At 62.6% G+C, this 20,143-nt stretch carries 19 protein-coding genes; 15 read left to right on the top strand and 4 right to left on the bottom strand.

Going from position 1 to position 20,143, the window contains the following annotated elements; all coding sequences use genetic code 11:
* Positions 1-88 precede the first annotated feature (88 nt).
* Both msrP and msrQ read left to right on the top strand, forming a co-directional pair.
* Positions 89-1,069, top strand: coding sequence for a protein-methionine-sulfoxide reductase catalytic subunit MsrP (msrP, locus tag DA1_RS09450; RefSeq protein ID WP_013800756.1), 981 nt, complete (start codon positions 89-91; stop codon positions 1,067-1,069).
* 13 nt (positions 1,070-1,082) lie between these two features.
* A complete protein-coding gene (gene msrQ, locus DA1_RS09445) occupies positions 1,083-1,703 on the top strand; it encodes a protein-methionine-sulfoxide reductase heme-binding subunit MsrQ (RefSeq protein ID WP_034398951.1) in 621 nt (206 codons plus the stop codon).
* Here msrQ and DA1_RS09440 read toward each other — a convergent pair.
* Together DA1_RS09440 and lptM are read right to left on the bottom strand one after the other, a co-directional pair.
* Positions 1,700-2,527 carry an oxygen-binding di-iron domain-containing protein gene (locus DA1_RS09440; RefSeq protein WP_012207382.1) on the bottom strand — a complete coding sequence of 276 codons (828 nt, stop codon included), beginning with the start codon at positions 2,525-2,527 and terminating at the stop codon, positions 1,700-1,702. The two genes, msrQ and DA1_RS09440, sit on opposite strands and share 4 nt — an antisense overlap.
* Positions 2,528-2,618: 91 nt before the next feature.
* A complete protein-coding gene (gene lptM / locus DA1_RS09435; RefSeq protein ID WP_080518227.1) occupies positions 2,619-2,900 on the bottom strand; it encodes an LPS translocon maturation chaperone LptM in 282 nt (93 codons plus the stop codon).
* 12 nt (positions 2,901-2,912) lie between these two features.
* On the opposite strand from lptM, the gene cyaY reads away from it, so the two are divergent.
* On the top strand, positions 2,913-3,251 hold the full coding sequence (cyaY, locus tag DA1_RS09430; protein WP_012207381.1) for an iron donor protein CyaY: 339 nt from the start codon (positions 2,913-2,915) through the stop codon (positions 3,249-3,251).
* 79 nt (positions 3,252-3,330) lie between these two features.
* On the opposite strand, the gene DA1_RS09425 is transcribed toward cyaY, so the two are convergent.
* Complete coding sequence (locus DA1_RS09425) at positions 3,331-5,655, bottom strand: penicillin-binding protein 1A (RefSeq protein ID WP_034397006.1); 2,325 nt, start codon at positions 5,653-5,655, stop codon at positions 3,331-3,333.
* Positions 5,656-6,026: 371 nt separating this feature from the next.
* Here DA1_RS09425 and DA1_RS09420 point away from each other — a divergent pair, with 371 nt between their 5' ends.
* The 11 genes from DA1_RS09420 (at position 6,027) to DA1_RS09370 (ending at position 17,400) form a co-directional block, all read left to right on the top strand.
* The gene (locus tag DA1_RS09420) at positions 6,027-7,106 is read left to right on the top strand and encodes a pilus assembly protein PilM (protein WP_034347621.1); all 1,080 of its coding nucleotides are present in this window, start codon (positions 6,027-6,029) and stop codon (positions 7,104-7,106) included.
* Complete coding sequence (locus DA1_RS09415) at positions 7,103-7,714, top strand: PilN domain-containing protein (RefSeq protein ID WP_034397005.1); 612 nt, start codon at positions 7,103-7,105, stop codon at positions 7,712-7,714. The genes DA1_RS09420 and DA1_RS09415 overlap by 4 nt, the downstream gene beginning before the upstream one ends.
* The gene (locus tag DA1_RS09410; protein WP_034397004.1) at positions 7,714-8,391 is read left to right on the top strand and encodes a type IV pilus inner membrane component PilO; all 678 of its coding nucleotides are present in this window, start codon (positions 7,714-7,716) and stop codon (positions 8,389-8,391) included. Before DA1_RS09415 ends, DA1_RS09410 begins: the two co-directional genes overlap by 1 nt.
* Complete coding sequence (locus tag DA1_RS09405) at positions 8,391-8,939, top strand: pilus assembly protein PilP (protein ID WP_034397003.1); 549 nt, start codon at positions 8,391-8,393, stop codon at positions 8,937-8,939. Before DA1_RS09410 ends, DA1_RS09405 begins: the two co-directional genes overlap by 1 nt.
* Entirely contained in the window at positions 8,936-11,083 is a 2,148-nt protein-coding gene (locus tag DA1_RS09400; protein WP_080736964.1) for a type IV pilus secretin PilQ, read from the top strand. Before DA1_RS09405 ends, DA1_RS09400 begins: the two co-directional genes overlap by 4 nt.
* 23 nt (positions 11,084-11,106) lie before the next feature.
* Positions 11,107-12,717 (top strand): Ig-like domain-containing protein, encoded by a 1,611-nt coding sequence (locus tag DA1_RS30315; RefSeq protein WP_155294326.1) that lies wholly within the window; start codon positions 11,107-11,109, stop codon positions 12,715-12,717.
* Positions 12,718-12,725: 8 nt separating this feature from the next.
* Positions 12,726-13,271: a shikimate kinase gene (locus DA1_RS09390; protein WP_174549378.1), complete on the top strand. Its 546-nt coding sequence runs from the start codon at positions 12,726-12,728 to the stop codon at positions 13,269-13,271.
* A gap of 130 nt (positions 13,272-13,401) precedes the next feature.
* Positions 13,402-14,520: a 3-dehydroquinate synthase gene (gene aroB, locus DA1_RS09385; RefSeq protein WP_034397001.1), complete on the top strand. Its 1,119-nt coding sequence runs from the start codon at positions 13,402-13,404 to the stop codon at positions 14,518-14,520.
* 64 nt (positions 14,521-14,584) lie between these two features.
* A complete protein-coding gene (locus DA1_RS09380) occupies positions 14,585-15,763 on the top strand; it encodes a deoxyguanosinetriphosphate triphosphohydrolase (protein WP_034397000.1) in 1,179 nt (392 codons plus the stop codon).
* Between the two features lie 138 nt (positions 15,764-15,901).
* A complete protein-coding gene (locus tag DA1_RS09375; RefSeq protein WP_012207370.1) occupies positions 15,902-16,522 on the top strand; it encodes a DUF1415 domain-containing protein in 621 nt (206 codons plus the stop codon).
* Positions 16,519-17,400 carry a class I SAM-dependent methyltransferase gene (locus DA1_RS09370; RefSeq protein ID WP_034396999.1) on the top strand — a complete coding sequence of 294 codons (882 nt, stop codon included), beginning with the start codon at positions 16,519-16,521 and terminating at the stop codon, positions 17,398-17,400. The genes DA1_RS09375 and DA1_RS09370 overlap by 4 nt, the downstream gene beginning before the upstream one ends.
* Before the next feature lie 20 nt (positions 17,401-17,420).
* Here the strand turns inward: DA1_RS09370 and DA1_RS09365 are convergent, their stop codons facing one another.
* A complete protein-coding gene (locus tag DA1_RS09365; protein ID WP_034396998.1) occupies positions 17,421-18,518 on the bottom strand; it encodes an MBL fold metallo-hydrolase in 1,098 nt (365 codons plus the stop codon).
* 192 nt (positions 18,519-18,710) lie between these two features.
* Between DA1_RS09365 and DA1_RS09360 the strand changes: the two genes are divergently transcribed.
* Complete coding sequence (locus tag DA1_RS09360; protein WP_016450982.1) at positions 18,711-20,123, top strand: alkaline phosphatase; 1,413 nt, start codon at positions 18,711-18,713, stop codon at positions 20,121-20,123.
* Positions 20,124-20,143: the final 20 nt, after the last annotated feature.

Here is a 20,143-nt window from a genome sequence, read left to right as displayed (position 1 = left end):
CAGGGAACTTGCGCGCGCCTGCGAGGCTCCCAATCGCCATATCGCCAGCAATAGCGCCCCGTGCCCGCCGGCACACCAGGAGATTCCCATGCTGATCCGCTCCCACGACAACGGCTTCCAACACCCGCAAGGCAGCGAGATCACGCCCCGGGCAGGCTACCTCAAGCGCCGTGCCTGGCTGCAGTACCTGGCCGCAGGCTCGGCGGGCGCGGCCTTGCCCGGCTGGGCGGCGGGCGTGCAGCGCCCCGGCAAGCTGGCGGCACTGGCCTCCGTGCCTTCCCAGGTAGTGGGCGCAAACACCATGGACCGTGTCACGGCCTATGCCGATGTGTCCCAGTACAACAACTTCTATGAATTCGGGCTGGACAAGGACGATCCTGCCAAGAATGCCCACACGCTCAAGACCCGTCCCTGGACGGTGAAGATCGAGGGTCTGGTCCAGCAGCCGCAGACGCTGGACCTGGATGCGCTGCTCAAGCTCGCTCCACAGGAAGAACGCATCTACCGGCTGCGCTGCGTGGAGGGCTGGTCCATGGTGATTCCCTGGGTGGGCTATTCCCTGGCCGAGCTGCTGCGCAAGGTGCAGCCGCTGGGCAGTGCCAAGTACGTGGAATTCGTGACCCTGGCCGACAAGGCGCAGATGCCGGGCCTGCGCAGCGGCGTGCTGGACTGGCCTTACACCGAGGGGCTGCGCCTTGATGAAGCCATGCACCCGCTGACGCTGCTGGCCTTTGGCATGTATGGCGAGGTGCTGCCCAACCAGAATGGCGCGCCCGTGCGGCTGGTCGTGCCGTGGAAGTACGGCTTCAAGAGCGCCAAGAGCATCGTCGCCATCCGCCTGACCGACAAGGAGCCGGGCACGGCCTGGAACAAGGCGGCGCGCAACGAGTACGGCTTTTATTCCAATGTGAACCCCGACGTGCCGCACCCGCGCTGGAGCCAGGCCACGGAGCGGCGCATTGGCGAAGACGGCCTGTTCGCCAAGAAGCGCAAGACGCAGCTGTTCAACGGCTACGAAGCCCAGGTGGGCCAGCTCTACGCGGGCATGGACCTCAAGAAGTTCTATTGATGTGGCCAATGCAATGACGGCGGTGCAGCGTCTTTTGCTGCACCGGACGGCCAAGCCGCTGGTGTTTCTTGCGTGCCTGCTGCCGTTTGCGTGGCTGCTGGCTGGAGCCATCCTGAACACGCTTGGCGCCAATCCGGCCGAGGCCTTGCTGCGCTCCACTGGTGACTGGACCTTGCGCTTTCTGTGCGTGGTGCTGGCCGTGACACCGCTGCGCCAGGCGCTGGGACTGACGGCACTGGCGCGCTTCAGGCGCATGCTGGGCCTGTATGTGTTCTTCTACGCGCTGCTGCACCTGCTGTGCTATGCATGGTTCGACATGGGGCTGGACTGGGGCGAGATCGTGCTCGACATCCCGAAGCGCCCATTCATCCTGGTGGGCTTTGCGGCGCTGCTCTTGCTGACCGCTCTGGCGGTGACTTCACCGCACCGTGTCATGCGCGCCATGGGCGGCAGGCGCTGGCAATGGCTGCACCGCTGTATCTATGCGGTCGCGCCGCTGGCCCTGTTGCATTTCTTCTGGATGCGCGCAGGCAAGAACAACTTTGCCGAGGTCGGCGTGTACGCCGCCATTCTTGCGCTGCTGCTGGCCTGGCGCGTGGTCCATGTACTGCGCCGCCGGCGCGCCAGGCGCTAGCCGGCCACGGCGCGCAGGGCAGGACGCAGCTGGCGGGTCACCGGGTCGATGTCCGCCATGGGCAACTGGTAGTTGCGCTGGTCGAACAGGTCGATGCCGCACTGCAGGCCTTCGAGCCAATTGAACAGGTCGGCAATCGCCTTGGCGCCCATGATGGGCGCGCCGTGCTGGGGCACGATCATGTCGATGGGCAACTGGCGCGCCATCTGCACCCACAGCCGCAGGATCTTGTTGGAGACCATGTATCGGCGGTGAAAACCTTCCATGCGGGCGATGTGCGGCACGAGGTCGGTCACGGGCACCTGCGCCTCGATGCCGTTCATCAGGGACACGCCCAGGTCGCCCGTGAAGAGGATGCGGCTGACCGGGTCGTAGAAGTGGAAGTTGCCTTCGGCATGCAGGAAGTGGGCGGGCAGCAGGTGCAGTTCATGGCGGCCCAGCGGCAGCCGGCCACCGGCGTCCGGCACGCCGATCACGCGGTTTTCGGTCTTGCCGACCTTGGTGAAGTGGGGCGCGAAGCGCTCCCAGATGCGCGAGATCACCAGTTGTGCCTTGGTGCTGGTCATCCAGCGGTCCAGCGAGGCAATGATGTCGGGGTCGGCGTGGGAAGCGATCAGATAGGACAGCTTGTGCGGCGCGAAATGCCGCGACATGCCCATGAACAGCTCGTTGAATGCGAGATTGCCGCCCGGGTCGATGATGGCACCCGTGTCGTCATCGACGATGAGGAACTGATTGGCCTGTATGGCCTGTCCATCTTCCTCGATGAGGTCGGTGAACATCAGGCAGGCGTGGTTTTTGTCTCGGTAGAGCTCTACGGGCATGGCGGGTTGTCGAGGGACAAGAGAAAGTCACTCTAAGCGCCATGCCTGGCAGCGGTGTTGATGTGCATCAAGCCGCGGCGCGGCTGCCGACTCAGTCGGCCTGCTGCTTGCGGGAGTCCGTGGTGCCGGTGGGTGTCGAGCTTTCCTCGACGGCGGCACTTGACGGGCCAGCGGGCAAGGTGGTGGGTGCAGGCGCGGGCGTTGCACGCTCGGCCGGGCTGGAAATGCCCAGGGTCTGCGGCAGTGTGGCGCGGTGGCTGGCCGCAGGCGAGCTGGGCAGAAACAGCGGGCCTTTCTGGCCGCAGGCGGCCAGGGACGCCGCACAGGCGCCAAGGGCAATGCACCTGACTAGAATTTGCGAGGCTTTCAACATAAGCGAATTGTAATGACCGACCAAGAATTTCTGGACCTTGCCGAACGACTGCTTCTGGCCGTTGAGCAAGACTGCGATCGCATCAACGATGAAACCGATGCCGACCTCGATGCCCAGCGCGTGGGTGGCATGGTGACCCTGGTCTTTGCCAACCGCAGCCAGATCGTGATCAACCAGCAAAAACCGCTGCACGAGATCTGGCTGGCGGCCAAGGCCGGAGGCTTTCACTACCGCTACGACGCGGCGCAGGGCGCCTGGCTCGATACCAAGGGCGCGGGCGAGTTCTTCGCCAACCTGAGCCGCTACGCCACCGAGCAGTCGGGCCTGGCGCTGCAGTTCTCGGCACGCTGATCCGCCGTTATCGGCAGGCTCCATGAAGAAAGCCCGGCATGGCCGGGCTTTCTTGCGTGGTCAACCGCTTGTGTGGCGGTCAGTTGCGGAAGAGGTCGAGGATGCGGTTGCGCTCCTCGGTGGCGGGCGGGGGCGTGGCGCCTGCAGCGCCGCCCGAGGAGGCGCTGTCCATGCCCAGGCTGCTGACGCCGCCGTTGCGCGCGTTTTCCTCGTAGTACCACTCACCGCCCATGTTCACGACGCCAGGGGGCACAGGCATCTCTGCCACCGGCACGCCCTTGAGGGCATGCTGCATGAAGCCGATCCAGATGGGCAGGCTCAGTCCGCCGCCCGTCTCGCGGCTGCCCAGGTTGCGCGGCGTGTCGTAGCCGATCCAGGACACTGCGGCCAGCGTGGGCTGGAAGCCTGCGAACCAGGCATCCACCGAGTCGTTGGTCGTGCCCGTCTTGCCGTACAGGTCGGGACGCTTGAGCGTGGACTGCGCGCGTGCTGCCGTGCCCACGCGCGCCACGTCCTGCAGCAGGCTGTCCATGATGAAGGCGTTGCGCGCGTCGATGGCCTGGGGCAGTTCCTGCACCGGGGGCGGCGTGAATTCGGACAGGATGCGGCCCTTGTGATCGGTGACACGGGCAATCAGCCAGGGGTTGACGCGGTGGCCGCCATTGGCGAACACGGAGTAGCCGGCAGCCAACTGCAGCGGCGTGACCGCTCCGGCACCCAGCGCCATGGTCAGGTAGGCCGGATGCTTGGCGGCGTCAAAGCCGAAGCGCGTGACCCACTCCTGGCCCTGCTTGGGTCCCACGGCCTGGAGCAGGCGGATGGAGATCATGTTCTTGGACTTGTTCAAGCCCGTGCGCATGGTCATCGGCCCGTCGTAACGGCTGTCGTAGTTCTTGGGCTCCCATGGCTGGCCACCCGTCACGCCGGCGCTGAAGAACAGCGGCGCGTCATTGATCATGGTGGAAGGCGAGAAGCCTTTTTCCAGTGCCGCAGAGTAGATGAAGGGCTTGAAGGCCGAGCCGGGCTGGCGCCAAGCCTGGGTCACGTGGTTGAACTTGTTCTTCTGGAAGTCGAAGCCGCCGATCAGGGCGCGCAAGGCGCCTGTCTGGGGGACCAGGGCCACGAAGGCGCCTTCCACTTCGGGCAGCTGCGTGATTTCCCAGGTGTTCTTGGGCGTCTTGACCACGCGGATCACGGCACCGGGACGGATCTTGATGTTGGGCGGTGCCTTGGGGTTCAGGCCCGATTCGGCGGGTTTCAGGCCTTCACCCGTGATCTCGATCTGTTCGCCGTCGGCGCGTGCCGCTAGGATCTTGCGCGGATTGGCATCCAGCACCACGGCGGCGAGCACATCACCGTTGTCGGGGTGGTTAGCCAGGGTGTCGTCAATGGCGTCTTCACGGTCCTCGGCGTCGGCCGGCAGGGCCACGAACTTTTCGGGACCGCGGTATTTCTGGCGGCGCTCGTAGTCCATGATGCCCCGGCGCAGCGAGGCGTAGGCGGCTTCCTGTTCGCCGGCATTGATGGTGGTGTAGACGTTCAGGCCGCGCGTATAGGCTTCGTTGCCGTACTGGGCAAAGATCAGCTGGCGTGCCATCTCGGCCACGTATTCGGCATGCACGCGGGTGTTGAAGGAGCCCGTGCGGATCTTCAGCGGCTCGGCCTTGGCTTCAGTGGCCTGGGCGGAGGTGATGAAGCCGTTTTCCTCCATGCGCTCGATGATGTAGAGCTGGCGCGAGCGGGCGCGCTTGGGATTGCTGATCGGGTTGTAGGCCGATGGTGCCTTGGGCAGGCCTGCCAGCATGGCCGCCTCGGCCACCGTGATGTCCTTCAGTGGCTTGCCGAAATAGGCTTCACAGGCAGCAGCAAAGCCATAGGCGCGATTTCCCAGATAAATCTGGTTCATGTAGATCTCGAGAATCTGGTTTTTGCTCAACAGATGCTCTAGCTTAAAAGTCAGTAAGACTTCGTAAATTTTGCGTGTAAAAGTTTTCTCGGAAGACAGATAGACGTTGCGCGCCACCTGCATGGTGATAGTCGATGCGCCCTGGCTTTTCACGCGGCCCAGATTGGCCAGCGCGGCGCGGGCCATTCCCTTGTAGTCCACGCCGCCATGCTCGAAAAAGCGCGTGTCTTCAATGGCCAGCACGGCGTCCGTCATCACCTTGGGGATGTCCTGGATGGGGGTCAGCGTGCGCCGCTCCTCGCCAAATTCACCCAGCAGGGCGCCTTCGCTGGAGTACACGCGCAGCGGCAGCTTGGGCCGGTAATCGGCCAGCTCGGACACGTCGGGCAGGTTGGGGTAGGCCATGGCCAGGGCCACGGCCACGGTCAGCATCAAGGCCAGCGCGCCGGCGACGGCGATGCCCGCCAGCCATAGCAAGGCCTTGGGAAACCAGTGCATGGGCTTGGATGGGGCGGAGCGAGGCTTTGCAGCCTGGGGTTCTCGGGAGTCTGAAGACGGCATGTCGCAGGGAGTGCTGAGGAGTGCCGCATTATAAAAATGCGTGCCCCAGAAGGACGGTAGGAGACGGCTGCACACGGTTGCCAGCATGGCCGCAAGCCACGCATCCTAAGCCAGGCGTGCAGGCCGACATGCAAGCAGGGGTGCATTCATGTCGCATTTGATGGCCCGCAATAATGTCTGTTTTTGGCCACTACCGCCAAGCGTGCTCCGGCTGGCATGGTGAGCTGCGCACAGTCTTGCTGATAGCATTCAACCTATATGTGAAGGTTTGTTGCGTTCTTTACATACACAAGAAGAGGGAGGGCAAGTTGATTGCTATGGGATCCTTATTCAGTCGCCAGCCCGCACCTTTGCTAGGCATCGACATCAGTTCTTCGAGCGCCAAGCTCGTTGAGTTGTCTCGTGCCAAGTCGGGCGAACTGTTGCTGGAGCGCTGTGCCATCGAACCGCTGGAGCGGGGATGGATCACGGACGGCAACATCGAAAAGTTCGACGAAGTGGCAGAGGCTGTACGGCGACTGGTCAAAAAAAGCGGCACGCGGACCAAGAACGTGGCCATGGCCCTGCCGGCCTCGGCCGTGATCACCAAGAAGATTTCGCTGCCGGACGGCATGAGCGAGCAGGAATTGGAGGTCCAGGTCGAATCCGAGGCCAATCAGTACATTCCATTCTCGCTCGATGAAGTGAGTCTGGACTTCTGCGTCATAGGCCCGTCATCGAATTCACCCGGCGATGTGGACGTGCTCATTGCCGCATCGCGCCGCGAGAAGGTCCAGGACCGCCAGGGCCTGGCCGAGGCGGCCGGCCTCAAGCCCATGGTCATCGACATCGAGCCCCACGCCTCCCGCATGGCGGCTGCACGGCTGATCGAGCGCCTGCCCAATCAGGGCAACAACGCCCTTGTGGCCTTGTTCGAGTTGGGCGCCATGACGACCAGCATGCAGATCCTGCGCGACGACGAGGTGCTGTATGACCGGGACCAGGCCTTTGGCGGCGCACAGCTGACGCAACTGATCGCGCGCCAATATGGTTTCTCGCTCGAAGAGGCCGAGTCCAAGAAGCGCAGCGGCGAACTTCCGGAGGACTACGCGTCCGCCGTGCTCAAGCCCTTTGTGCAAAGCATGACGCAGGAAGTGTCGCGCGCACTGCAGTTCTTTTTCACCAGTACGCCCCACAACCGCATAGACCACATCCTGCTGGCAGGCGGCTCGGCCCCACTTTCCGGCCTGTCCGAGGCCATCACGCAGCAAACGGGTTTTGCCTGCAGCTTGGCCAATCCTTTTGATGGAATGGAAGTCGGCAGCGGCGTACGCCTCAAGCGCATGTCGCGCGAGGCTCCCGCCTACCTGACCGCCTGCGGACTGGCCATGCGGAGGTTTGTGTCGTGATCCTGATCAATCTGCTTCCTCACAGAGAAGCAACACGAAAGCGCCGCAAGGAAGCATTCCAGGCCACCATGGTTCTTTCGGCCCTGATAGGGCTTTTGATCATTGGTGCAGTCTATTGGTGGTACCAGATGATGATCGAGGCCCAGCAGGCAAAGAACACCATGCTGCGCGCCGAGATTACCGTGCTGGAGTCTCAGATCAAAGAAATTGCCGGGCTGGAGGATGAGATCACGGCCCTGCGTGCACGTCAGAAGGCCGTGGAAGATCTGCAGTCCGACCGCAATCTTCCGGTGCACATGCTCAACGAGCTGGTGGCGCAGTTGCCCGATGGCGTCTACATCACAAGCATCAGGCAGGAAGGTCTGTCTGTGACCATGCAGGGTACGGCGCAGTCCAATGAGCGGGTTTCCGAAATGCTGCGCAATTTGTCCGAAGGAACGCCCTGGATCTCCAAGCCTGATCTGGTGGAGATCGTGGCCAGGACGGTCAATGTCACACCCAAGGACCAGCGCCGCGCTGCTGCGTTCAATCTGCGCTTTCAACTGACGCGCGCCAGTGTGGCGGAAAAGAGCCTTTCGACGCCGGCCAACCCAGGAAAGCCCCAGTGATGGCCAAGAAGAAAAAGAAAGACATTGACTTCTCCGCACTGCAGGAGAACATCCAGCGCCAGTTCCGTGGTCTTGATCCCAATGACCCGTCGCGGTGGCCTGTGTTGCCGCGGGCGCTTTTGTGCGTAGCCATCGCGCTGGCTGTGGCCGCCGTGCTTTGGTATGTGCTGATCAAGGACTACGAAGACACCCTGGAGCAGGAGCGCAATACCGAGGTCACGCTGCGCCAGGACTTCAGCCAGAAGCTGTCCAAGGCCGTCAGCTTGGATGGCCTGAAGAAGCAGCGTGAACAGGTCCAGCAATATGTGACGCAACTGGAAAAGCAGTTGCCCAGCAAGGCGGAAATGGCGGCCCTGCTTTCGGACATCAATCAGGCCGGCCTGGGCCGCAGCCTGCAGTTTGAAACCTTCCGGCCTGGTGCGATGGTGGTCAAGGAGTACTACGCCGAGTTGCCCATTGCGTTGAAGGTCACGGGCCGCTTCCATGACATTGGATCCTTTGCTTCCGACGTGGCCTACCTGTCACGCATCGTGACCTTGAACAATCTCTCGATCGTCCCCGTGGGCAAGGAAGGCAGCGAAGTCTTGAGCATGGAGGCGACGGCACGAACCTTCCGCTACCTGGATGCCGACGAGGTACAGGCGCAACGCGCGGCTGCAGGGAAGGGCAAGAAATAATGAGACACATGCGTTTCAGCGGCTGGCTCACGCTGGCAGCCTGCTTGGCCGTCTCAGGCTGCTCTTCTTCTGATCAGGAGGAGCTGCAGACCTGGATGGCCCAGGAAAGAGCCAATGCCAAGCCCCGTGTCAAGCCTTTGGAAGAGCCCAAGATCTTCACGCCCCAGGCCTATCTTGGTTCTGATGGCATGGATCCTTTCAATCCCATGAAGCTGATGCAGGTGCTGCGCAGGGAGTCTGCACAGACTAGCGCCAATACCACCCTGATTGCTTCTGAACTCAATCGCCGCAAGGAACCGCTGGAGGCCGAGCCTTTGGATGCAATGACCATGGTCGGCAGTCTAGACAAAAAAGGCGTGCCTACGGCGCTTGTCAGGGTGGGGGCTTTGCTGTACCAGGTTCGGGCAGGAAATTACCTGGGACAGAACTACGGCAAGGTTACCCGGATCACCGAGACGTCCATCCAGTTGCGGGAAATCGTCCAGGACGGCAGCGGCGACTGGATAGAGAGAAATAGCACACTGGAGTTGCAGGAGGGAAGAAAATGATGGGCACACATCGAAGCATGTTGCGCAAGGCTCGCTGGGGAATCGCCGTAGGCGGTTGGCTGCTTGGCTCCTTGGCATGGGCGCAGTCCACGATAGAGTCGGTCTCAGGCTCGATTCAAGGAGGCACTGAGGTTGTGCGCATCGAGCTTTCCGAAGCGCTGGCTGCGGACCCGACCGGATTTGCAATCCAGTCGCCTGCACGAATCGCACTGGATTTCCCTGGCGCAACCAATGCCACGGGTAAATCGATGGTCGAGCTCAACCAGGGTAACCTGCGCTCCATCAATATCGTGGAGGCATCCGGCCGCTCCCGCCTGGTGCTGAATCTGAAGTCTGCGACGTCCTACCGCACTGAACGCCAAGGCAAGGCGCTGCTGATCCTGTTGGATCCGGTGGCAACGTCTGCCGCAGTAAAGCCTTCTACGCAGCAGGGCGTGTTTGAAGCCAAGACGCCTGTTGGCAGTGACGTCCAACCCATTCGGGATGTTGATTTCCGTCGCGGCAGTGATGGTTCTGGCCGCATCGTCGTGGGGCTGAGCAACAGCCAGGTCGGCGTGGATCTGCGCCGCGAAGGCAAGGAGCTGGTGGTCGATTTTCTGCGCTCCTCCCTGCCTGAAGGATTGCGTCGCAAGCTGGATGTTGCGGATTTCGGAACGCCGGTGCAGACAATCTCTTCGGTGCAGCAGGGTGAGTCGGTGCGCATGCGCATTGCCCCCACAGGTGACTGGGAGCACAGTGCCTATCAAAGTGACAGCCAGTTTGTGATTGAAGTTCGCCAGAAAAAGGTGGACGTGAGCAAACTGACTCAGGGTCCTGGCTACAGCGGTGAGAAACTCTCCCTGAACTTCCAGAATATCGAAGTGCGATCTCTGCTTCAGGTGATCGCCGATTTCACGAACTTCAATATAGTGACTTCGGACACGGTTTCCGGGGCACTGACCCTGCGCCTGAAGGATGTTCCCTGGGATCAGGCGCTGCAGATCATCATGGATGCCAAGGGCCTGGGCATGCGCAAATCGGGCTCGGTGCTCTGGATTGCGCCAAAGGATGAGATCGATGCGCGCACCAAGCGTGACTATGAAGCCGCGATGGAAATCCAGAAACTGGAGCCGCTGCGCACCCAGGGCTTTCAGCTGAACTATGCGAAGGCGGCCGATATTCTGTTGCAAATCACGACGAACACCAGTGGTGCGGGTGTTGGTGGAACTGCCACGAGATTTCTGTCCGAGCGTGGTTCTGCAATCTCCGAGCCTCGAACCAACCAACTCTTTGTGACGGACACCCCTGCCAAGCTTGAGGCCATGAAGGCATTGCTGGCGACGCTGGATGTGCCAGTGCGGCAAGTGCTCATTGAAGCGCGTATTGTGGAAGCCCGTGACACGTTCGGTCGTGCGCTGGGTGTGCGCCTCGGCGGCGGGGACTTGCGTGCCCAGCGCGGTGGTGATGGCGGCTACAGTATCGGCGGTGACAATCGTGTTGTCTTCGGTACGGGGTTCGATAACGCAAATGCCTCTGCAGGTGCGGGAGGCACGGTCAACACTTCGGGCAGCTTTGTGAATCTTCCTGCATCCGTGTCAGGAGTTTCAGGATCTGGCACGTTTGCCATGTCCATCTTCAATGCTGCAGCCAATCGCTTCCTTACGCTGGAACTTTCAGCAATGGAAGCCGATGGGCAAGGCAAGATCATTTCAAGCCCTCGTCTCATGACCGCCGACCAGACCAAGGCGCTGATCGAGCAGGGTACGGAGTATCCGTACTCAGTCACCGCACCCAACGGAGCGACCACCATAGCCTTCAAAAAGGCGGTGTTGAAGCTGGAAGTGACGCCGCAAATAACTCCTGAAGGCGATATCATTCTGGATCTGGATATCAACAAGGATTCTCGCGGTGAAACCACGACCCAGGGGGTGGCTATTGACACCAAGCATATCAAGACGCAGATCCTAGTGCAAAACGGCGGCACCGTGGTGATTGGTGGCATCTTTGAACTGGAAGAAACCAATCAGGAGAACAAGATTCCGTTGTTGGGTGATGTGCCTGTACTTGGTAATCTTTTCAAGAGCCGCTCCAGGGCCTCTTCCAAGAGAGAAATGCTGGTATTCATTACACCAAAAATGATTTCTGATAGCGCTGCAAAACGCTGAGTGAAAATTTAGGGAGATATTTGATGAAGAAAATATGGTTGGCTACTTTGACGGCCTTTGCTCTGGTTGGGTGCGGGGGGGGAGGCGGGAATCCGGGGACACCTGGAGGAGGTACGGGGGGCGGTACGACACCGGATGTGGCCAGTGTCGAGTTCCTTCTCGACAAGACTGTTGTCGCCAATTCGGGAAGTGACTCCGCTACCTTGACGGTCACAGCATTGTCCGCAAGCAGGAATCCTGTAGCCAATGCACCTGTCTCCGTTGTGCTTGATTCGGGTGTTTTTACACCCAACGCCAACGTGACGGATGCCTCTGGCCGTGTTACTGGAAAGATAGAGATCGGTGGTGATCGTTCCAACCGGGATATCCGCTTCAACCTGAAGGCTGGTAATCAGTCTGGGACAGGTGTTGTGGCTGTCACCGGCAGCCAGATCGCCTTGACCGTGGTTCCCTCTGCTCCTTCTCCTGGACAACCAGTGGAGGTCACGGCAAAAATCTCGGATGCGAATGGCGCAGGAATTTCTGGCATTCCTGTTGTGCTTTCCGGATCGGTTCTCAGTGCTGCGGTGACGGCCCAGACGGACACATCTGGCGTGGCCAAGTTTGCGGCATTCAATGCACCAGGCACTGCCCAGATCTACTCCTTGCAGGCCAAGGCTTCGGGAGTGGTCTCAAACGAGCAGATCACTGTGGCAGGCGGCGCTGCCCAAGTTCCTGACGCGGTGGGTGTGGTCAGTGCGGCGAGCCTGTCCATTGTGCCGAATACCGTCAAGCCAAATCTGGATGGCGGTCGCACCAATATGGCGCAATTGCGAGCCCTGTTCCTGGACAAGGACAATCGCGCCATTCCCAATATGCGAGTCCGCTTTGAGATCGTTCCGCCTGGACTGGGCTCTGGAGAGGCTATCTCTACAGGTGGCCAATCCGTGATATCCAATGCCAGCGGAGTTGCCATGGCGCAATATATTCCTGGCGCACGTATCAGCCCGACAGATGGGGTCAGCATTCGCATGTGCTATGGTAATTCTGACGCAGCTGTGTCCAATGGGAAATGCCCCAATTCGCGTATCAGTACGCTGACTGTTGCCAGCGAACCTGTCTCCATCACTATCGGCGACAACAATGAGTTGGAAAAAGGCACCAATAACCTTACCTATATCAAGAAGTTTGATGTGGCCGTTGCCAATGCTGCTGGTGAGGCCGTTGCGGATGCGGATGTTTCAGTAAGCGTGGATATTCTGCGATACGGATTTGGTAGCTATGACAACGTCAAGAATGCACACGTCGCTGGATCCGGTTTTTGCTTGAATGAGGACATCAATCGCAATGGAAATCTGGACAGCGGTGAAGACGCCAATGGAGATGGCCGCTTGACACCCCCCAAGGCCGATATTGTGGTGTCCTATTTCAACGGACGAAAAACAGGAGCCAATGGCCGTCTGATCGTTCAGACTGAATATCCGCAGAACGTTGCCACCTGGCTGCTGTACAAGCTGACCGTCAGCTCAAATGCTGCCGGCTCCGAAGGTCGTGCCGAGCGCATCTTCCTTACCTCGTTCGTCGAAGGTGACCAGAAGAACGGCTCCTTTCTGACCTCGCCTTACGGAGTGACATCCGTCTGCCTGCCCGAGTGAACACGCCGGTGAATTCCGATCAAGGTCCTGCCTCGCTCCGTGCGCCGGTGGTGGCCCTGATCGGCCTGCCCGGCTCCGGCAAATCGACCATAGGGCGCCAGCTGGCGCGCCTGTGGTCGATGCGTTTTGTGGATTCTGACCATGTGATCGAGCAGCGCATAGGCTGCAGCATCCGGGAGTTTTTCGAGCGCGAGGGCGAGCAGGCTTTTCGAGACATGGAGTCGCAGGTCATTGATGAGCTGTCGGCCTCCACATCCAGCCTGCTGCTGTCCACGGGCGGCGGCGTGGTGCTGCGCGAGCAAAACCGCCGCCATCTGCATGCGCGCACCCAGGTCTTCTATCTGGATTGCACGCCAGAGGCCATCGCCGCGCGGCTGCGCAACGATGTGACGCGGCCCTTGCTGCAGGTGGAAGATCCGGCACTGCGCCTGCGGGAGCTGCTGCTGCAACGCGAGCCGCTTTATCTGGAGACGGCTCACTTCGTGATCCAGACATCCGGCCTGTCTGTGGCGCAGGCCGCCCAGCGCATACGCATGCAGGCGGAACTGGCCTGAGCGGCAGCCCGCTGGAACACCAAAGGCCTCGGCACTTGCCGGGGCCTTTTTCTTTAAGATCGGCGGTTGCCGGGCGCGCTGTCGTGTCGCGCAATTCCTTTCACTCTTTCTGCCTTGGAGCGACACCATCTTGCCCACCGCTTCCTCCTTGCCAGCCGCCCAGGTCGTGACCATCGACCTGGGTGACCGTTCCTATCCGATCACCATCGGCACCGGCCTGCTGGACCAGGCCGCGACCTATGCCGCCCTGCCTTCTGCGGCCCAGGCCGTGATCGTCAGCAATGATGTGGTCGCACCGCTCTATGAGCCCGCACTGCGTCGCGTGCTGGAACAACGCTACCGCAGCGTGCGTACCGTGGTGCTGCCCGATGGCGAGGCCCACAAGGACTGGCAGACGCTGAACCTGATCTTTGACGACCTGCTGTCCGGCGGCTGCGACCGCAAGACCGTGCTGTTCGCGCTGGGCGGTGGCGTCATCGGCGACATGACGGGCTTTGCCGCCGCGAGCTACATGCGCGGCGTGCCATTCGTGCAGGTGCCCACCACGCTGCTGTCGCAGGTGGATTCGTCGGTGGGCGGCAAGACCGCCATCAACCATCCGCTGGGCAAGAACATGATCGGCGCCTTCTACCAGCCGCAGCTGGTGGTTTGCGACCTGGCCTCGCTGGACACGCTGCCCGTGCGCGAGCTGAGCGCCGGCCTGGCCGAGGTCATCAAGTACGGGCCCATCGCCGACATGGACTTCCTGGCCTGGCTGGAGGAGAACATGGATGCCTTGCTCGCCCGCGACCGCACTGCACTGGCACACGCGATCAAGCGCAGCGTGGAGATCAAGGCCTGGGTCGTGGGGCAGGACGAGAAAGAGGCTGGGCTGCGCGCCATTCTCAATTTCGGCCACACCTTCGGGCATGCGATTGAAGCCGGCATGGGCTACGGCAACTGGCTGCACGGCGAAGGCGTGGGCGCCGGCATGGTCATGGCGGCCGAGCTGTCGCAGCGCCTTGGCCTGGTGGATGCCGCCTTTGTGCAAAGGCTGCGCGTGCTGATCGAACGTGCGGGCCTGCCCGTGCGCGGCGCCGTGCTGGATGCGCGTGACAACGCTGGCCGCTATCTGGAGCTGATGCGCGTGGACAAGAAGTCCGAGGCGGGCGAGATCCGCTTCGTTCTCATCGACGGGCCAGGAAAGGCCGTCATGCGCTCGGCACCCGATGCCTTGGTGCGCGAAGTCATAGACGCCTGCTGCGCCTGACGCGCGGCGCTGGGGGCAAGCCGGAACTGCTAGAGTGCCCTTGTCAGCATGATGAGGCGATCGAATGCAGAAACAGGCCCTGGCCCCCTATGCCTGCAACCCGGCGTTCAGCCGGGGGCGGCGTTTCCCGGAGGCGCCTGCGCCCACGCGCAGCGATTACCAGCGCGACCGGGACCGCATCGTCCATTCCTCGGCCTTTCGGCGGCTGGTCTACAAGACCCAGGTCTTCGTCAACCATGAAGGCGACCTTTTCCGCACACGGCTGACGCATTCGCTGGAGGTGGCCCAACTGGGCCGCTCGGTCGCCCGGTCCCTGCAGCTCGACGAGGATCTGGTCGAAGCCATCTGCCTGGCCCACGACCTGGGCCACACCCCCTTCGGCCATGCGGGCCAGGACGCACTCAATGCCTGCATGCAGCCGCATGGCGGCTTCGAGCACAACCTGCAAAGCCTGCGCGTGGTGGACCGGCTGGAGGAGCGCTATCCGGCCTTTGACGGGCTCAACCTGAGCTTCGAGACGCGTGAGGGCATTCTCAAGCACTGCTCGCGCACCAATGCCGAGCACATGGAAGCGCGGGAGCCCGGCGGTGTGGCCCAGCGCTTTTTGCTGGGCCGGCAGCCTTCGCTGGAGGCCCAGCTGTGCAATCTGGCCGATGCCATTGCCTACAACGCCCATGACGTCGACGATGGCGTGCGCTCCGGCCTGATCACCATGGCCCAGCTGTGCGAGGCCGTTCCCCTGTTCGCGCGCTATCACGACGCAACGCTGGCCGAGCATCCTCAGTTGGGCATGCCCCTGGCCGAGCGGCGCCTGCTGTACGAAAGCATCCGCCGCATGCTCAGCGACCAGGTCTATGACGTGATCGCCGCCACGCAGCAACGCATTGCTCAGGCGCGGCCCTGTTCGGTCGATGAGGTGCGCGCACAGGCTGGCCCCCTGGTGGGCTTCAGCGATACCATGAGGCAGCAGTCGCTGCAGCTCAAGCAGTTCCTGTTCCGCAATCTCTATCGCCATGAGCAGGTGATGAAGACCATGGACGGCGCGCAGCAGGTGGTGGCCGAGCTGTTTGCGGCCTACATGGTGGAGCCCGATCGCATGAAGCCGCGCTTTGTGCAGCGGGCCATGCTGGCCGAGGACGTATCGGCGCGTGCGCGGGTGGTGGCCGACTTCATCGCCGGGATGACGGATCGCTACGCGGCCCGGGAGCATGAGCTGCTGACAGGCCTGCGCCTGCTGGGCTGAGAAATCCGAGCACCGGCATCGCCCGGGCGGCGCGGCTAGAATGCGGACCCTGCGTGACAGGGCAGGGAAGGGTTCCTGGACGGTTTCGCAATGTCTGGGGGCGCATTGCCCCCGTTCGCATTTTTGAAGGGCACAGCCATGACCGATACCAACCACGAGATTCGCGCGGCCGAGTTTCCGCCTGTCACCGTGATCGAGGATACGGTGCACTGGCTCGAAAAGGCCGTGATCGGCCTGAACCTGTGCCCCTTCGCCAAGGGCGTGCACATCAAGGGCCAGATCCACTACACGGTCAGCCAGGCCACCGACGCCGAGGGCGTGGCGGCGGACCTGCACCGCGAGCTGGAGGCGCTGGCCGAGGCCTCGCCCGAGAAGCGCGACACCACGCTGCTGATCCTGCCCCATGCGCTGCAGGAGTTCCTGGATTTCAACGACTTCCTCGAAGTGGCCGACGCCATGGTCGAGGAGCTGGACCTGGGAGGCATCCTGCAGGTGGCCTCGTTCCACCCGCAGTTCCAGTTCGAGGGCACCGAAGCCGACGACGTCACCAACTGCACCAACCGCTCGCCCTATCCCACGCTGCACCTGCTGCGCGAGGACAGCATAGACAAGGCGGTCGAAGCGTTCCCCGAGGCGGAGTCCATCTACGAGCGCAACATGGAGACGCTGGAGAAGATCGGCATCGAAGGCTGGCTGGACATGGGCGTGGGCGCGCGCTGCCCCGTGGCGCATGCAGCCAAGCCGGGCGCAGCCGAATGAAGGCGCGCCAAGGCAAGCCTGCCGCGAAACCCGAGCAGGATGTGACCGAGCAACTGGGCCTCAAGCCCGGCCAGTCCATCGAACTGCTCAAGGCGCTGCACATCCTCACGCGCGAAGGCAAGATCAACCAGGACTCGCGGCGCAAGCTCAAGCAGGTCTACCACCTGTACCAGTTCATCGCCCCCATCCTCGAAGAACTGTCGGCCGACGACCATGCAGTCACCCTGGCCGACCACGGCGCCGGCAAGTCCTATCTGGGCTTCATCCTCTACGACCTGTATTTCAAGCCGCTGGGGCGCGGCCACATCTACGGCATAGAAACGCGCGCGCCGCTGGTGGACGCTTCGCAGAAGCTGGCTGCCGAGCTGGGCTTCGAGCGCATGGGCTTCCTGAACATGTCGGTGGCCGAATCCACGCATGCCGACTTCATGCCTGCGCAATTCGACGTGGTCACGGCCCTGCACGCCTGCGACACCGCCACCGACGATGCCATCGCCTTCGGCCTGGAGAAAAAGGCCAAGGCCATGGTGCTGGTGCCCTGCTGCCAGGCCGAGGTCGCTGCCTGCCTGCGCCAGACCAAGGCGCTGAGCCTGACGCGCACGCCGCTGGCAGAACTGTGGCGCCATCCCATACACACGCGCGAAATGGGCAGCCAGCTCACCAATGTGCTGCGCTGCCTGTACCTGGAAGCCTGCGGCTACCAGGTCACCGTGACCGAGCTGGTGGGCTGGGAGCACAGCATGAAGAACGAGCTGATCATTGCGCGTTACACGGGGCAGAAAAAGCGCAGTGCGGTCGAGCGCATGCGCGCCATCCTGGCGGAGTTCGGCCTGCAGGATGCGATGGCACAGCGCTATCCGCTGCTGCAGGCAGCCTGAGCCGGCTGCCTGCAGCAGTCTCAGGCCCCCGCCACGGCGTGGTACCAGGCGATGCCATCGGCATCGATGCTGCGCTCCACCTGCCCTGCATGCATCAGGTGGTTGAGGCAGGCCAGGCTTTCGCCCGTGGCCATGCCCAGCAGGGCGGGGCTGGATTCGCTGATCGGGCGTGAGAACAGGGCGCCGAAGACATCGACGGCGCGACGCGGTTCGGCCAGTGCGGCCAGCAAGCGGGCGTTGGCGCGTTCCTGGCCTGCGGCCAGTGAATCGATCCGTGCATGCAGTCCGCGAAAGCAATCGCCATGCGCGGGCAGGACGAGCACATCGTCGGGCACTTCGCGCCTGACCTTTTCCAGAGAATCCATCCAGTCGGCCATGGGGTTGGCGTCGGGCTCCATGGCATGGACCGAGACGTTGGACGAGATGCGCGGCAGCACCTGGTCGCCCGAGATCAGCAGCTTGAGATCGGGGCAGTAGAGGCTGGCGTGCTCGGGCGAGTGGCCGCTGCCGACCACCACGCGCCACAGGTGCTTTCCTATGCGCAGTTCCTCGCCGTCGTGCAGGCGGCGGTAGCTGTCGGGCAGGGCGTGGATGTGCTTGCCGAAGTTGCCGAAGCGGGCGCGGTAGGACTCCAGCGCGCTGTCGCTCCAGCCTGCGCGGCGGTAGAAGGCGATGGCGTCGGGCGGCGCCTCGCGGCTGCAGTCCGAGACCACGACGCGGCAGTTCAGATATTCCAGGCGCGTCATGTACAGCGGCACATGGAACTTGCGCGTCAGCCAGCCGGCCAGGCCCACATGGTCGGGGTGCATGTGGGTGACCAGCACGCGCGTCAGCGAGCGGCCATCGGTGGATTGGGAGAACAGCGCGCGCCAGGTGGCCACGCCTTCGTCGGTGCGCGCACCGGTATCGACGATGGCCCAGCCCTCGCCGTCATCGATGGCCCAGAGATTGATGTGATCCAGCGCATAGGGCAGGGGCATGCGTATCCAGAGCACGCCGGGTGCGACCTCCAGCGTCTGCCCGCGCTGCGGTGGCGCCTCGAACGGGTAGTCGAGCACCGGCTTGGGCGGCGCATCCGTGGCGTGCGAGGCGTTCGGGGCTTGGGCTTTCTGGTCCATGGGGTTCCTTGTTCAGTCGCGGGGGTGGCCGGGGGCTCCCCGGCTGGCAGCGCATCCCCGCAACGATACGCCTGCCGCTGCTGCCTTGCTGTCACGGGCTCGTCACAGGTCGCTCCTACAGTGCACGGGTCAATCAACAGGGGGAGGGCGCGGCCGTGCTGCGGGGTCCCCTGCCTACAGAGGGATATCCGCATGAAATTGAAGATGTTGTGCAGCGCGCTGGCTGGTGCCTCGCTGCTGTTGAGCGCCTGTGGCGGCAGCGACGGTTCGTCCGCAGCCGCTCCGACCAAGAACGTGCTGTTCTTCCTGGGCGATGGCATGGGCATCACCACCATGACCGCCGCACGCATCTACAGCGTGGGCGAAGACGGTGAGCTGACCATGGACAAGCTGCCCGAGACGGCCTTTGTCCACACCTTCTCGAACGACGCCCAGGTGACGGACAGCGCGCCCTCGATGGCCGCCTACATGACCGGCGTGAAGATGAACAACGAAGTCATCTCCATGACGCCCGACACCAAGGCCACGGACGCTGCGGGCAAGGCCTATCACACCAACTACGACAGCACCTGCCCCAGCGGCAACGGCCAGGCCGTTCCCACGCTGCTCGAGCAGATGAAGTCCGCCGGCTACGGCACGGGCGTGGTCTCCACCGCGCGCATCACGCATGCCACGCCGGCAACCACCTATTCGCACGTCTGCCACCGCGATGCGGAGAACACCATTGCCGCGGCCCTGGTGCCCGGCGGCTCCGGCTACAACAGCAAGCTCGGTGACGGCGTGGACGTGATCCTGGGTGGCGGCTCCTACTACTTCACGCCCAAGGCCGACGGCGGCCGCCGCAACGACAGCCGCAACCTGATCGCCGAGTTCAAGACGCAGAAGTACAGCTACGCCGCCAACAAGAGCGAGTTCGACAAGCTGCCCGTGGACGGCAGCAAGATCGCCGGCCTGTTCACCAAGGACCACATGGCCTATGACCTGGACCGCGATGCGACCAAGGAACCGAGCCTGGCCGAGATGACGGGCAAGGCCATCGACGCGCTGTCGGCCAAGAAGAAGGGCTTCTTCCTGATGGTGGAAGGCGGCCGCATCGACCATGCGCTGCACGCCACCAACGCGCGCCGCGCGCTGCAGGACACCGTGGCCTTCGACAACGCCATCCAGACCGCGCTGGACAAGATGGCCAAGCTCGATCCGGGCCTGAAGAACACGCTGATCGTCGTCACCGCCGACCATGACCACACGCTGCACCTGAACGGCTATGCCGCGCGCACCGGCAAGACCGAGGCCGGCAAGCCCGGCGTGCTGGGCCTGGTCAAGAACTACGTGGACGGCAAGGCCTCCACCGATGTGGACGGCAATCCCTACACCATCCTGGGCTTCGGCAACGGTCCCAAGCGCTTGGCCACGCGGGGTCCCATCGACGCTGCCTCGCTGGAAAGCCCCGACTACCTGCAGGAGGCCGTGGTGCCCCTGGCCTCCGAAACCCACGGCGGCGGCGACGTGTTCCTGGGCGCGCAAGGCATGGGTGCCGATACGTTCTCGGGCGTGATCGACAACACGGCCGTGTTCAACCTGATCAAGAAGAGCATCGGCTTGTGATGCCGCACGCTGCATTCAAG

It is taken from the genome of Delftia acidovorans NBRC 14950, from assembly GCF_001598795.1.
GTDB classification, from domain to species: domain Bacteria; phylum Pseudomonadota; class Gammaproteobacteria; order Burkholderiales; family Burkholderiaceae_C; genus Comamonas; species Comamonas acidovorans.
The sequence above is the reverse complement of the archived record's forward strand: the minus strand, read 5'-3'. Positions and strand labels throughout refer to the sequence as shown.

What these genes read in the sequence shown, in the direction of transcription:
- msrP (WP_013800756.1), top strand. Translation starts at nt 89, where the DNA reads ATGCTGATCCGCTCCCACGACAACGGCTTCCAACACCCGCAAGGCAGC.
- msrQ (WP_034398951.1), top strand. Translation starts at nt 1,083, where the DNA reads ATGACGGCGGTGCAGCGTCTTTTGCTGCACCGGACGGCCAAGCCGCTG.
- DA1_RS09440 (WP_012207382.1), bottom strand. Translation starts at nt 2,527, where the DNA reads ATGCCCGTAGAGCTCTACCGAGACAAAAACCACGCCTGCCTGATGTTC.
- lptM (WP_080518227.1), bottom strand. Translation starts at nt 2,900, where the DNA reads ATGTTGAAAGCCTCGCAAATTCTAGTCAGGTGCATTGCCCTTGGCGCC.
- cyaY (WP_012207381.1), top strand. Translation starts at nt 2,913, where the DNA reads ATGACCGACCAAGAATTTCTGGACCTTGCCGAACGACTGCTTCTGGCC.
- DA1_RS09425 (WP_034397006.1), bottom strand. Translation starts at nt 5,655, where the DNA reads ATGCACTGGTTTCCCAAGGCCTTGCTATGGCTGGCGGGCATCGCCGTC.
- DA1_RS09410 (WP_034397004.1), top strand. Translation starts at nt 7,714, where the DNA reads ATGGCCAAGAAGAAAAAGAAAGACATTGACTTCTCCGCACTGCAGGAG.
- DA1_RS09405 (WP_034397003.1), top strand. Translation starts at nt 8,391, where the DNA reads ATGAGACACATGCGTTTCAGCGGCTGGCTCACGCTGGCAGCCTGCTTG.
- DA1_RS09400 (WP_080736964.1), top strand. Translation starts at nt 8,936, where the DNA reads ATGATGGGCACACATCGAAGCATGTTGCGCAAGGCTCGCTGGGGAATC.
- DA1_RS30315 (WP_155294326.1), top strand. Translation starts at nt 11,107, where the DNA reads ATGAAGAAAATATGGTTGGCTACTTTGACGGCCTTTGCTCTGGTTGGG.
- DA1_RS09380 (WP_034397000.1), top strand. Translation starts at nt 14,585, where the DNA reads ATGCAGAAACAGGCCCTGGCCCCCTATGCCTGCAACCCGGCGTTCAGC.
- DA1_RS09375 (WP_012207370.1), top strand. Translation starts at nt 15,902, where the DNA reads ATGACCGATACCAACCACGAGATTCGCGCGGCCGAGTTTCCGCCTGTC.
- DA1_RS09370 (WP_034396999.1), top strand. Translation starts at nt 16,519, where the DNA reads ATGAAGGCGCGCCAAGGCAAGCCTGCCGCGAAACCCGAGCAGGATGTG.
- DA1_RS09365 (WP_034396998.1), bottom strand. Translation starts at nt 18,518, where the DNA reads ATGGACCAGAAAGCCCAAGCCCCGAACGCCTCGCACGCCACGGATGCG.
- DA1_RS09360 (WP_016450982.1), top strand. Translation starts at nt 18,711, where the DNA reads ATGAAATTGAAGATGTTGTGCAGCGCGCTGGCTGGTGCCTCGCTGCTG.